The 12,726-nt window shown below is 56.8% G+C and carries 16 protein-coding genes; 6 read left to right on the top strand and 10 right to left on the bottom strand.

Annotation, left to right across the window (positions count from 1 at the left end; translation table 11 throughout):
- Positions 1-100: 100 nt before the first annotated feature.
- Positions 101-1,111, bottom strand: a complete 1,011-nt coding sequence (locus tag H7B67_RS09560) for a phosphate/phosphite/phosphonate ABC transporter substrate-binding protein (protein ID WP_245363153.1) — start codon at positions 1,109-1,111, stop codon at positions 101-103.
- Between the two features lie 231 nt (positions 1,112-1,342).
- Between H7B67_RS09560 and msrA the strand changes: the two genes are divergently transcribed.
- The 4 genes from msrA (at position 1,343) to H7B67_RS09540 (ending at position 3,723) form a co-directional block, all read left to right on the top strand.
- The gene (gene msrA, locus H7B67_RS09555; RefSeq protein WP_185119568.1) at positions 1,343-1,864 is read left to right on the top strand and encodes a peptide-methionine (S)-S-oxide reductase MsrA; all 522 of its coding nucleotides are present in this window, start codon (positions 1,343-1,345) and stop codon (positions 1,862-1,864) included.
- A gap of 128 nt (positions 1,865-1,992) precedes the next feature.
- Positions 1,993-2,538 carry a C40 family peptidase gene (locus H7B67_RS09550; protein WP_245363156.1) on the top strand — a complete coding sequence of 182 codons (546 nt, stop codon included), beginning with the start codon at positions 1,993-1,995 and terminating at the stop codon, positions 2,536-2,538.
- Between the two features lie 181 nt (positions 2,539-2,719).
- Entirely contained in the window at positions 2,720-3,214 is a 495-nt protein-coding gene (locus H7B67_RS09545) for a hypothetical protein (protein ID WP_185119567.1), read from the top strand.
- Complete coding sequence (locus H7B67_RS09540; RefSeq protein WP_185119566.1) at positions 3,211-3,723, top strand: hypothetical protein; 513 nt, start codon at positions 3,211-3,213, stop codon at positions 3,721-3,723. Before H7B67_RS09545 ends, H7B67_RS09540 begins: the two co-directional genes overlap by 4 nt.
- Positions 3,724-3,809: 86 nt before the next feature.
- Here the strand turns inward: H7B67_RS09540 and H7B67_RS09535 are convergent, their stop codons facing one another.
- From H7B67_RS09535 to H7B67_RS09505, 7 genes are all read right to left on the bottom strand, one after another.
- Positions 3,810-4,643, bottom strand: a complete 834-nt coding sequence (locus tag H7B67_RS09535; RefSeq protein ID WP_185119565.1) for a sugar phosphate isomerase/epimerase family protein — start codon at positions 4,641-4,643, stop codon at positions 3,810-3,812.
- Positions 4,644-4,691: 48 nt separating this feature from the next.
- On the bottom strand, positions 4,692-5,123 hold the full coding sequence (locus tag H7B67_RS09530; RefSeq protein WP_185119675.1) for a threonine/serine exporter family protein: 432 nt from the start codon (positions 5,121-5,123) through the stop codon (positions 4,692-4,694).
- A complete protein-coding gene (locus H7B67_RS09525) occupies positions 5,123-5,857 on the bottom strand; it encodes a threonine/serine exporter family protein (protein ID WP_245363235.1) in 735 nt (244 codons plus the stop codon). Before H7B67_RS09525 ends, H7B67_RS09530 begins: the two co-directional genes overlap by 1 nt.
- 148 nt (positions 5,858-6,005) lie before the next feature.
- A complete protein-coding gene (locus H7B67_RS09520; RefSeq protein ID WP_185119563.1) occupies positions 6,006-7,262 on the bottom strand; it encodes an MFS transporter in 1,257 nt (418 codons plus the stop codon).
- Positions 7,263-7,409: 147 nt separating this feature from the next.
- Positions 7,410-7,793, bottom strand: a complete 384-nt coding sequence (locus H7B67_RS09515; RefSeq protein WP_185119562.1) for an ArsR/SmtB family transcription factor — start codon at positions 7,791-7,793, stop codon at positions 7,410-7,412.
- Between the two features lies 1 nt (position 7,794).
- Positions 7,795-8,217, bottom strand: coding sequence for an SRPBCC family protein (locus tag H7B67_RS09510; protein WP_185119561.1), 423 nt, complete (start codon positions 8,215-8,217; stop codon positions 7,795-7,797).
- 97 nt (positions 8,218-8,314) lie between these two features.
- Positions 8,315-8,647 carry an MGMT family protein gene (locus H7B67_RS09505; RefSeq protein ID WP_185119560.1) on the bottom strand — a complete coding sequence of 111 codons (333 nt, stop codon included), beginning with the start codon at positions 8,645-8,647 and terminating at the stop codon, positions 8,315-8,317.
- A 200-nt stretch (positions 8,648-8,847) separates the two neighbouring features.
- Between H7B67_RS09505 and H7B67_RS09500 the strand changes: the two genes are divergently transcribed.
- Together H7B67_RS09500 and H7B67_RS09495 are read left to right on the top strand one after the other, a co-directional pair.
- Entirely contained in the window at positions 8,848-9,708 is an 861-nt protein-coding gene (locus H7B67_RS09500; protein WP_185119559.1) for an effector binding domain-containing protein, read from the top strand.
- Positions 9,709-9,930: 222 nt separating this feature from the next.
- Positions 9,931-10,527, top strand: a complete 597-nt coding sequence (locus H7B67_RS09495) for a nitroreductase family protein (protein ID WP_185119558.1) — start codon at positions 9,931-9,933, stop codon at positions 10,525-10,527.
- 229 nt (positions 10,528-10,756) lie between these two features.
- Here H7B67_RS09495 and H7B67_RS09490 read toward each other — a convergent pair whose 3' ends face one another.
- Both H7B67_RS09490 and H7B67_RS09485 read right to left on the bottom strand, forming a co-directional pair.
- On the bottom strand, positions 10,757-11,509 hold the full coding sequence (locus H7B67_RS09490) for a GTP cyclohydrolase II (RefSeq protein ID WP_185119557.1): 753 nt from the start codon (positions 11,507-11,509) through the stop codon (positions 10,757-10,759).
- 138 nt (positions 11,510-11,647) lie between these two features.
- Positions 11,648-12,655: an HD-GYP domain-containing protein gene (locus H7B67_RS09485; protein ID WP_185119556.1), complete on the bottom strand. Its 1,008-nt coding sequence runs from the start codon at positions 12,653-12,655 to the stop codon at positions 11,648-11,650.
- Positions 12,656-12,726 lie beyond the last annotated feature (71 nt).

Raw genomic sequence — 12,726 nt, 5'->3', positions numbered from 1 at the left:
GCGAATAACGAATCATTCGGCTGGCTGTTCTATTCAGGCCGCCTCGCGCCGCGAAGCGGAAATGCGCTGTGTGGCGTTATCGGGCAATGAAGGGCGCGGATTACTCCGTCTTGACCTTCTCGCCGTATTCGCGAACGATTTCGAACTTGCTGTCGTCGGAGACGACATAGCCTTCATGCGTGTAAATGTCCTTGATGATCGCATGTCCGTCTTCGCTCTTGCCGATATCGATGAACGCATCCTGCAGCTTCTTGATCCATTCCGCGTTCATGTCGGAACGAACGGAGATCGTGTCGTTAGGAATGAAGTCCGTGAACGCCAGAACGCGGGTATCTTCGAATACCGTCGGGTAATCCTTCGCTACCGTGTTGCGAGCGTCTTGGAAGATAGCGGCCGCGTCCGTGTCGCCGTTCAGAACGGCGAGAACGCCTTGGTCGTGACCCTTGACCGTAATCGGCTCGACGTCCTTCAGCGGATCCAGGCCCGCTTCCATCAGGGTAGCGGCCGGCCATACGAAGCCGGCGGAGGAAGTCACGTTCTGGTAAGCGATCTTCTTGCCCTTCAGGTCTTCTACCTTCTGGATCGGGGAATCCTTCTTAACGATGATCATCGACTTGTAGCCGTCGACCAGCTCTTCCGTCGGAGCGCCGGTCGCGTCGTCGACGCCGAAGCGTTGAGCTTGCAGGATAACCTCTGCGGCGCCCTTCTCCTTGGCAAGAACGTAAGCCGTCGGAGGCAGGAAGCCTACGTCTACTTTCTTGGAAGCCATGGCTTCGATAATCGTGTTGTAGTCGGTCGATACGCTGACTTCGACAGGAATGCCGATGCGCGCGCTAAGGAGCTCTTCCAGCGGCTTAGCCTTCGCTTCGAGCGTGTCCGCGTTCTGGGAAGGAACGAATTGAACGGTCAACTTCTCCGGAACGTAGCCGGTCGCTTCCGGGCTCGCGCTCTCGCTCGGGCTCGGCGATGCGGATTCCGTAGCAGCCGGGCTGCTGGACGGAGCTTCCGAAGAGCCTTGGGACGCATTATTATTGTTGTTGTTGCCGCATGCGGTTGCGAGCATAAGCAACGCGACTGCGGGTACTGCCCACTTGGACAATTTGCTGAACATTTGTAAACCCCTCCACTTTTCTTTTTTGAGATTTAATGTAAAACAATATAACATAGGCTCCTAAATACTGTCATGGAATTTTTAGATTTTTATGCCAAGTTAACAATTTTAATATAACTCGCACCATAAAAATCCACAACCACCTCTTTTGTCGACGGAAGTTTACTGGACACAAACAAATATTAAGGATACTTTGTTTCATAGATATTAAGTTTAATAGGGGGTTTTGTTATGGAAAAAGCGACGTTCGCGGGAGGCTGCTTCTGGTGCATGGTCACCCCGTTCGAGGAATTGCCCGGCATCGGAGGCATCGTGTCCGGCTATATGGGGGGAACCGTCCCGAATCCGACGTACGAGCAGGTCAAGACGGGAACGACAGGGCACGCGGAGGTCGTTCAGATCGACTTCGATCCGGAGACGTTCCCTTACGAGCGGCTTCTGGAGCTGTACGGAGTCCAGATCGATCCGACCGATCCGGACGGACAATTCCACGATCGGGGCTCCCAATACCGGACCGCGATCTTCTATCATAACGAGAAGCAAAAACAGCTGGCCGAAGAATACTTGCGGCAGCTCGGCCGGAGCGGCCGGTTCGACAAGCCCATCGTGACCGCGGTCGAACCCGCAAGCGTCTTCTATCCGGCGGAGGAGTATCACCAGGATTATCATAAGAAGAATCCTAAGCATTACAAGGAAGATAGGGAGAAGTCCGGCCGCGACGAGTTCATTCGGGCCCATTATCCGGAGGTGTAATTGTCCTAAAGTGAGTCTATAGTCCTAAATTTAGCAAAATTAAGATAGGCTCATAGTCGCAATGCCGGGACAAGCCCCATGCTATACTCCTGGATGTCAACGAAATCTAACTTCACCAGGAGGACTGCATGAATAAACCGAACGCAATGAAGAAATCGATCGTCGCCTTTGCCTGCCTCGCGGTATTCGCGGGTTCCGGACTTGCCGGAACGGGAGTCCACCAAGCTTCCGCCGCAACCAAGACAGTATCGGCAACCGCCGTTTCGACTTCCGCTTTGACGGCTAGCCAGAAAGCGGACAAGATCATCGCGTTAGCCCAATCCCTTCGCGGGAAGGTCACTTATAAATTCAACGTCAACAATCCGAGCAAGCTGGTCTTCGACTGCTCCTCGTTCACGAAGTACGTGTTCGGCAAGTACGGAGTCAGCCTTCCATGGAGCTCCAAGAAGCAAGGCCTTCAAGGCAAATACGTCTCGAAGAGCAACCTGAAGAAGGGCGACCTCATCTTCTTGACCGTCGGCTCTTCCAAAGCCATCAACCATGTCGGCATTTACATCGGCAATGGCAAGTTCATCCACAACACGATCGGCCCGCACTGGAACGGCCTGCTCGTGAGCGACATCAATTCCGCCAACTACTCCAAGCGTTACGTTACGGCGCGCCGCGTGCTGTAGCGACTAGAAGGGGCTGTCCATATGGGACAGCCCCTTCAGCTTGTCGGGAAACCCCGTTTTTCATGTTCTGCCCGGCTGCCGTCTGGCATCCGCTAAGCTTCGCTTTATGTATTAGCCCTGAATGAAACGGGACAATTTGTTACATAGTATAGCAACACAAAGTTTTGCAGAATGGACTGATATGCGATTGTACCCGATCTCCATCCTGATCTCCGTCGCCCTGATTTGCGCTCTGTTGCTGTATTCGCTGCGTTATGCCCGTACCGTCCTGCATCCCGCCGAGATCGTCGTCAATTGGCTTATGTTCGGAGCCGTGTCCGAGCACTGGTTTTATGTCATCGCGCTGCTCTGGAAACGGATTTATTACGATAAAAATCTGATCATCATGTCGAATATTATTCTAACGGAAGTCGTCCTGCTCCCCGGTTTATTCGTATGGGCGCTGTTCGGCTGGTTCCATCCCGGCCTAAGCGCATACCAAAAGGCGATCGCGATGGCCTGGTGGTTCATTCTGGCGTCGGGGGCGAAGTATGCCCTCCATGCGCTAGGGCTGACGACGAATGTCGGGTGGAACCAGGGGATGATGTTGGCCGATGTAGGCTCGAGGCTGATCGTCGCGCTGGCCTTTGCTTATTTGTATCGCAATCTGCTGAGCAAAGAAGGATATTTACGATGAATTTACCGCATCGGTTCGACGTCAACGAATGGTTCATCCTCATTGCCAGCGTCCTCCTCTATACCCTGATCTTCTTTCTGCCCAAACGCTTCCCTATCTCGCAAAGCATCTTCATTTGGCTGTTCAACCTGTATACCGCTAACTTCGTGGATTTTATGATCGCCACCGAACCGCTTGATTTATATCAAGTCAACGACGGGCCGGACTACGAGCTCTTCGATCTGCTGATCTATGTGATGCTGTATGCCCCGACCGCCTATTTGGTTATCTACTTGTTCGACCGCTGGAGACCGATGGGCGTCAAAGCCGCGCTGTACCTTGGAGGTTGGGCTTTGGCGACAACCGGCCTGGAGGAGATAGCGGAGCTTTGCCATGTATTTGAATTCTCGGGCTGGCGGCATCTTTATTCCATCCCGGTATACGCGTTGGTGTATGGATTGAACCTGATCCTGTTCCGGATGCTACGGCTTTTATATACCGGCAGTCCGAAGCGAATGGATAAGGGATAGGGAGTCCGCAGCTTGCTCCATCTCCCCATAAGGCCGGCTTTCTCGACAGCCTGAGGGGCTGTCCCCTCGGACAGCCCCTCATTGCTTTATCGGCGAGCCGCAGCCCTGCCTTCGCGGATAAACCTTGCCGCTTCCTGCATGTTCCCGTCCGTCACCGCTTCCAGCGTGACGAAGCCGCGAGGCTTCTGCTTCTCCAGCAGATCTAGGAAGAGCCCGTAGTTGAGCTCCCCGCTTCCCGCCGCCGTCTCGCGAGGCACTCCGTCCGCATCCCGCTTCAGATCCTTCGCGTGAGCGCTGACGATGCGAGGACCCAGCAAGCGGAACGCCTCGCGGATCACTTCGTCCTGGCGGTCGATATTGTGCCGCCCCAGCAAGTTGCAAGGGTCGAGCACGACTCCGACGCAGGAGGAAGGATATCTCTCGATCGTCCTCGCCATCGTCTCCGGCGAATCGATCAGGTGGTTTTGCGCCGCCTCCAGCCCGATCGTCACTCCCCAGCGCTCCGCCTCCTCGACCAGCTCGTCCATCGCCGCATGCAGGCGGTCCCAGTGCTTCTCCAGCAAGGCCGGGTCCTTCGCCGGAGGAACCCCGACCTCGGTGGCGACGGTAGGAGCCCCGAAATGGCGGGCGTTGCGAAGATGCTCTTTGAATCTCTCGACGTTGTGCCGATAGATTTCATCGTCCAGATCGATCAAGCTGGCATAGCAGCCGAGCACCGCGATTCGCACGCCTTCGTCCGCCAGCGCGCCTCCCACTTCGTTGCCAAGTCCCGGGCTTAGTCTCCCCAGCGAGAAATCCACGTCGGTGATCGCCTTGGACAGAGCCAATTGAACGTACGGAAACCCGCGAGCGGCAATCTCCTTCGCCAGCTCCCGGTATGGACGGCTTCCTGCCAAATGCGCCAATATCCCCACTGTCATGCCATTTTTCCTCTCCCTTGTCCGATTATAGATCGCAGAAAGCCTCTCTTACGGAGCTCTCAGCTTGCGAATTACTTGGTTGAACACTTCCGAGAACATAATGCCGAAAGCGATGGAGCCCGACAGCATAAACGCCTGAAAAGCCAGCTGAACCGCGACGTCGTACTGGTGCTGCACGACGTTCCGCATCGCGTCGTAAGCCACTCCCCCCGGCACGAGCGGCACGATTCCCGAGATCAGAAAGACGATGACGGGAGTCTTGAACGATCTGGCGAATATCTGGCTGAGCGCCGACACGACGAAGGAAGCGACCAGCGTGGCCGCGATCGGATCGACGCCGCCCTCCAGCAGGAAGCGGTACGTCATCCAGCTGATCATGCCGGCGACCCCGCAATAGAGAATGTTCTTCGCCGGAACGTTAAACAGGATGGCGAAGCCGGCCGAAGCGATGAAGCTGGTCGCTATCTGCTCCCCGATCATCATAAGCCGAGCCCCTCCCCTTTATAGAAGGAAAGCACGACGGCGATCCCCGTGCCGATGGCAAGCGCGGTGAGGAAGGCTTCCGCCCCCTTCGACAGCCCGGACACGTAATGCCCCGCCATAAGATCGCGAACGGCGTTCGTGATCAGAACTCCGGGCACGAGCGGCATGACGGATCCGACGATCAGCGTGTTCAACTCCCGTCCCAGACCGGTCGCCACGAACAGGCAAGCCAGGATCCCGACGACGACGGAAGCCATGAACTCCGCGAACAGCTTGACCGAGAAGATCCGGTCGAGCGTCGTCACGGCCAGATAACCAAGCCCGCCCGTCACGAGCGCCGGGATAAAATCGCCCCATTGTCCTTGGTACATGATAAGAAAGCATCCGCTGCTAAGCGCGGCCGCGACCGTCCGCAGCCAAGGGGCGATGCTCGCGCGGGAGGACTCGACCTCATGAAGCAGCTCCAGCGCCTTCTCGGGGGCAAGCTCGCCGGCGCTGATTCGTCTCGATATCGCGTTGACTTCGGTAACTTTGCGCAGATCGGTCGATCTCGCGGAGATTCGGGTCAGCCGGGTGTCCGGCGCGATTCCTTCCATGGAGAAAATAATCCCCGTCGGCGTCACGAAGCTCTGCGAACGGGGCATCCCGAACGAATCGGCGATGCGCGTCATCGTATCCTCGACCCGGTAGGTTTCGGCTCCGTTCTCCATCATGATTTTGCCGGCCAGCATGCAGACCTTGGCGATGAGTCGCTCCGAATAAGTTGACGGCTCCAGGTTGCGTCTCTCCTCAGGATGTTCTTGAATCGAGGTGCCCATGGGCAGCTCCCCTCCAATCTTATCCATTGTATCAGAGAGAAGGGGGAGATGAATACGGTTTCTAGGCCGGCTCCGGATCGGCGGACGCTCTTCCGGATGCGTGGCGAGCCAGAAGCGGCCTCATAAAGAACCAGCTTAGGAGCGGAGAACAGCCGATGACGAACAGGAACGCGGTAAGCGTCGACGGAGACTTGCTTAGGCTGACGGTAACGATGAAGGCAAGCATCCCGAGAATTCGCCCCGCATTCAGGGCAAGCTCGCGCATCACGATGTATTCGACCCTCTGCTTCGCGCTGTCTTCATTGCGGCCGATCAGATCGAAGACCGAGGACGTCATCGGGATCGAATAGAACGGCATGAACAGCCCGATGCCGATTCCGAACGTCAGCATGACGCCGAGCTTGATGCCGAGGAAGAAGGGCGCCACCACCGCCGACATGACGAGCGCTCCCGCCAGCAATCCTTTTTCGCGCCAGGCCGGCTTCAGCCATCGTCCCACCACGTAGAAGCTGACGAAGCTGATGCCGGAGGTGAGCAGCGTGAAGTTGCCCAGTTGCATCTCGCTCTTCGTCTGGATATAAATGAGCAGGCCGATCATAAGGCCGAAGACGCTCTCCCGAAGCCCTTGGGACGCCAAGGCAAGGACGACGCGCCTCCACGGGTTGTGCGCCTCCCGGAGGACCCTCGGCGCAAGAAGCCATTCGTAGCTCCCCTCCGTCTTCCGGTTGCGCAGGAAAAAGCTGATGACGGCTCCGGCGATAAAAATCCCCAGGGAGATCATAAAGATGAGACGGTACCCGCTCTCCGCCTGCATTCGGGAGATCACGAAGCCGGAGCACCAAGGGGCGATCATGCCGGCCAGCGCGCCGGTCACTCCCGAGAATCCGTTGAACCGGTCCCGGTTGTCGGCATCTGTCACTTCGAAGTAAAGGGTGTTGAACGCCAGCCAGAACAGCCCGGCGGCCAGGCCCTGCACGATTCCGAGCAGCCAGATATAGCGAATCGCTCCGGAACCGAACAGAAGCACCAGCGAGTAGAACACGGCGGAAGCGGCGATTCCGAGCCGCAGCACCGTCATCTTGCGGCCTTGCTTCACTTCGTGGCCCGCGAGCCAGAACGTCAGCGCCATGCAAATATGGTTGATCAGCGCGAAACAGCCGAGCAGCGCGAAGTTGCCGCTGGACTTCCACAGGTAGACGCCGAGAAAAGTGCCGGACAGCGCGTGGGCCGTCGCGAACAGCGCGTTCACGATGAGCAGCAGCCATGTCTGCCCATCGAAGCGCCCCCGCGATGGTGAGGATGGATGTTGCTTATTCATGGGCAGTTTCCTCTGGAGCTTCTAGAATGGCAAATACCGTCTTAAACTGCCCATGATGGATAGATGGCATACGCCGTTGAAGGCATAAATAAAAGCACCCGGGCGGCCGCGCATTGTCGGCTTCGGGTGCCCTCAGGCGTCTTTTACTTAAAGATCCGTCTTGCCCATGGACGTATCGACGATTGTCCGATCCGCCGGAGCCTCCGGCTCGTCGTCCTCGACAAACCGCTTGAGCGCGGCCAGCTTGTTGTTCCAGAATCGCTCGTAATAGGCCAGCCACTTCTTCAGCTCTTGAAGCGGCTCGGGCTCCAGCCGGTAGCGGGTCTCCCGGCCGACCCTCCTCTCCGACACCAGTCCCGCCTCCGCGAGAATCCGCAGATGCTTGGATACGGCCGTTCGCGTCATCGGATAATGGCTGCTGATGGCCGTTACCGGCAGTTCCTCCTCGCCGAGCAGCTTCAGCAGGCTGCGGCGAGTCGGATCGGCGATCGCCTGGAACACGTCATGCTTCGGAGCGGCAGAGCCCGCCATCTTAAGCCTCGAGCAAGCTGCGAAGCTTCTGGCCGATTCCCGCCCAGCCCCCGGCCATCCGGTCGCGCACCAGACGGTGGGTTTCTCCGAACTCGGTGACCTTCTCCGGATCCCAGCCTCCATGAATAAGGGTGAATTCGGTTTGGCCGTCCACTTCCTTCAATTCGAAGGTAAGCGTCCAATCCTTGCCCCAGTTGAACGATAAGCGATGAGGCGGATCGACCTCCGTCACCTTGCAGGGAGATTGCCCGTAGGGACCCGCGTTCAGGTGGAATTCGTGGCCGACGACGGGCTGCATATCGTTCGGCATGAACCAGGAAGCCATGCCCTCCGCCGTGGAGACGGCTTGCCATACCTTCTCGATCGGCGCTTTCAGCAATTGGGTCTGACGAATATCGGGAAGCGCGTTCGTGGATTCGCTCATGAGATTAACCTCCGCACATGGATAAATGGATTGGCTTATTATGAAACCATTTGGTTTCACGTTCTGACAGAATTATAGGATACCAATCGGTTTCATGTCAACGCTCGGGCGGAAAATCGCCCGCCTCAGGAGTATGCGCGTGCTCGCTTAAATCGATTCTTCCCCCGAGCCCGAACGAAACGCCCTCTTCCTCCAGCAATAGCCTCTGGGTATAGCTTCCCTCTTCCTCTTGAATCGCGATCTCGCCGTTCTTGTTGACGACGCGGTGCCAAGGAAGCCCGTGCTTCTCGCTCAGCGAATGAAGAATTCGGACGACCTGCCGGGCGGCTCTAGGGCTTCCCGCCGCGGCGGCAACCTGTCCGTAGGTCATGACCCGGCCGGCGGGAATGCCGCGAATGACGGCGACGACGCGTTGAGTGAAAGGCTGCATCTCTATGAACCTCCTGAAGGTAGGATCGATGCTCCGATTGTCGCGAATCCCGGTCCCCCCTGTCAAGCGGTCAGAACTTTCGTTAAAATGAATTCAGGCAAGCGCGATAAGGCCCGATGAATCGGTTCGGCAAAAGCATGGCAAGACAGGAAGACTCGACCTGACGATGGTACGATAGGAGAAGACAGGAGGAGCGCCGAGTGGAATGGCTGGATCGAATGTCAAGGGCGATAAGCCTGATGGAGAAACGAATGGAAGGCAAGACGGATATCGAGGAGCTGGCCCGGGAGGCCTATTCCTCTCCCTTCCACTTTCAACGGATGTTCCATATGCTGACGGGCTTCACCGTCGCCGAGTATATCCGGAGGCGAAAGCTTACTCTCGCCGCGCAGGAGCTGGCCAGCTCCTCGGCCAAGGTGCTGGATATCGCCTTGAAGTACGGCTACGAATCGCCCGAATCGTTCTCCAAGGCTTTCCGGAAGGCTCATGGCATTACGCCTTCGGAAGCCCGCGAGGCGGGAGTATCGCTGAAGGCCTTCCCCCGGCTCTCCTTCCATTTATCTCTGAAGGGAGTACAGGACATGGATTACCGAATCGTAGAAAAGCCGGCTTTTCGCACCTTAGGCATTAAAATCACCACCTCGACGGAAGGCGGGCAGAATCACAGGGACATTACGAGGTTCTGGCAGCAAGCGGGCGGAGACGGCACGATAGGGAAAATCGCTCAGCTAAGTCCCGGCAAGGATCTGCTCGGGATCTGCGGGGATATGGACCTGGCGAATGAACGGTTCGACTATTGGATTGCCGTCGAGAACGCGGATCGGCCCGCCGACGACGAATGGCAGGAATTTACGGTTCCGGCGACCACGTGGGCCGTCTTCCCTTCGGTCGGCCCGATGCCGGATACCATCCAAGCCGTGTGGCGCCGAATTTTCGAGGAATGGTTCCCGTCCACGGGGTACGAGCATGCCGCGGGACCGGAGCTGGAAGTGTATCCGGAAGGGGATACGTCCTCTTCCGATTATCGCTGCGAAGTATGGATACCGATCGCTAAGGCTTAAAGGTCGTCAAAGAGGAGAACCTATCGTCAGAACGCTGGCGGTAAGTTCTCCTCTTGACGTTTGAAAGAAGTCTGTTTCCGTTAGGCGCACGGAGATACTTTTGCTAGTTGCTATATTTTTGTAATAATCTTTGCTATAATGGCATCGTCATGTTTCTCGGTTTAAGCAAGCCGCTTGGCAGCTAGAGAACATTCCAACACACGCTTTAGAGGAGGCATAATTATGGCAAACGCACAAACTTTGCTCGAACAGAACCGTCCTACCGCTTATTCGATCGACCCGATCAACGTCAACCGTTGGTCGCCGCGTTCCTTCCTGGAGAAGGAGATCCCTCAAGAGAAGCTTCTCAGCGTCTTCGAAGCCGCTCGTTTCGCGCCTTCCGCGTTCAATTACCAGCCTTGGAGATTTATCGTCGCCACTTCCCCGGAAGACCGCGCGAGATTCCATACCTTCATCGGCGAGTTCAACCTTACCTGGTGCACCAAGGCTCCGGCCCTCGTGCTGATCGTCTCCAGCACCGAGACGGACAAAGGCCCGTTCCCGTCGCACGCTTTCGATACCGGCGCCGCATGGGGAGCGCTCGCTCATGAAGCCGTTCGCCAAGGCTTGGCCACCCACGCGATGACCGGCTTCGACTTCGCCAAGGCCCGCGAGACGCTTGGCATCCCGGAAGACTACGCCATTCAAGCCCTGGTCGCTATCGGCTATCAAGGCCCGAGCGACGCATTGCCGGAAGGAATGGCGCAGCGCGAAGTTCCTTCCCCGCGCAAGCCCGTTCAAGAGCTCCTGTTCCAGGGAACTTTCGGACAAGCGTTCTAATTTTACATTCTTTATGAACTGCTGCGGCTAAGAGGTGCTCTAACCCGAATTTTTCGGGTTAGGACGGCTCGAAGCCCTTGTTTTGGCTCCGCAACCCGAATTTTTCGGGTTACGGCGGTTTAAAGCCCTTGCTTTGGCCCCGCAACCCGAATTTTTCGGGTTACAGCGGCTTGAGCTATAACCAAAGGGCTGTCCGCGGTCGATCCCGACCGCGGACAGCCCTTTATCTTCAATCGTTGTTGCAGGTGTTCTCCCTCAGATGGCCCGAGCGCCCGACCTTCGTCTGCAAGTACTTCGAATTGTATTCGGACTGGTCCCCCCACAGCGAACGGCGGCCGGATACGTTCATCCCGGAGCGTTCCAGAGCCTCCAGCTTCTTCGGGTTATTCGTGATAAGCGTAACCGGCTTGGAGCGCAGCTGCTTAAGAACCGAGATCGCGTCCCGGTAATCGCGCGAATCGTCCTCGAAGCCGAGTTGGAGATTGGCATCCACCGTATCGTACCCGTTCTCCTGCAGAATGTAAGCGAGCGCCTTGCTGAAAAGGCCGATTCCGCGGCCTTCATGGTTAGCCAAATAGAACAGCGCGCCGGCTCCGTGATCCGCGATCATCTGCATCGATTGCTTCAGCTGGAAGCCGCAGTCGCACCGCTTGCTTCCGAAGATGTCTCCCGTGTGGCAGATCGAATGCATCCGGATAAGCGCCTCGTCCGCGTTCGCGAAGTCCCCGTACGCCAGAACGCTGGACTGCTGGTATTCCGCCAAATTGATGGACGAGAGCTTTTCGATTATTTTGCCGAAGTCATCGGCGACTTCCTCGCAATCGAGCCAACAGTACCATTGGAAATGCACCGTCTTGCCCTTCAGGTTAACCGGCAGCTTGATCGGACCGACCAGATAGAGCGCTCCCTGCTTCGTCTCGATCAGTTGGACCTTTTCGGACAGGATGGAAGTCACTTGCTCGTTCATCATTACGTTGCCCATGGTCTCCGGCTCTCCTATTCCTTGAACAAGGTCATTCCTTGCCCTTCTATACCGAGTCAACCTGGCAAGTCGAATCAGGATTAAGCTCATTATCCCCTGAGATCGGCTTCGTATGCCGACCGGACTCGGTCTAGAATATTATAGAACGATCTCCATGATATGCAAGTGGCGGGTCTGGCTGAGATCGATGAATTCCTCTTCCACCTTGACCAGCGGATGAAGGTCGTCGTGCGGGTTCAAGTAGACGACTTCGCCCCAGCGGCCGTCCGTCAGCTTGATCTGATGCCCGATAAGGTGAACGAACAGCTTCTCGAGGAACAGGTTCACGATCTTGGAATCGAGCTCCCCGAACGCCCCCGCCCGCATCTGGGTGACGACTTCATGGAACGGAAGCGCCTCATGATAAGGCCTCTTGGAAGACATGGCATGGAAAACGTCGGCCACCGCCACGATTCGGCTTAACGGATCGACCTGCGCGTTCTTCAGCTTAAGCGGATAACCCTGGCCGTCGGCCCGTTCATGGTGCTGCAGGGCGACCAGGGCGGCTCGGGGGCTGAGGCCTACCGTCTCGCTCAGGATCTCATAGCCGTAACGGGTATGCAGCTTAATCTCGGCGTATTCGTCCGAAGACAGCCGTCCGGGCTTATTCAGCAGCTCGTCCGAGATGCGCACCTTGCCGACGTCGTGAAGGGTGGCGGAGAGCGTGAGCAGCGACAGCTCCGATTCGCCAAGCTCCATCCATCTGCCTATCATGGTGGAGAGAACCCCGACCGCGATGTTGTGTTGATGGGTATACTCGCCCTTGGCCTTGATCAGTTCGATCAGATTGAACACGTTCTGATGGGCGGCTACGTCCGATACGAGCGGAACCAACTCGTTCTTGATATCCATCAAGGGAACCTTGCGGTGACGCCTGATGCTATCGAACAGTTCCTTGGAATAAGAGGAAGCCTGCTGCATGCTCTTGCTCGGCAGTTCGTTCGCCGACTCTCTGGCGGAAGGAAGCCATACCAATTCCGTTAGATCGACCCGATGCTGCTCCATCAGTCTGATGTGCGTCATATCCAGGCTCGTGCCGGCGGCTACCAGCACGAGTCCGGACTTGATGACGTCCTGCTTCACGACTCTGCCCAACCATTCCTCCATCCGTCTTCCTGCTCCCTTCAGCCTAAATCCGCAGCTTATATTGAATCTTTAACTCTATTTTCCAATAAACC

Source organism: Cohnella thailandensis (assembly GCF_014212135.1).
GTDB lineage: Bacteria > Bacillota > Bacilli > Paenibacillales > Paenibacillaceae > Cohnella > Cohnella thailandensis.
This window is presented reverse-complemented; position numbering and strand designations above follow the sequence as displayed.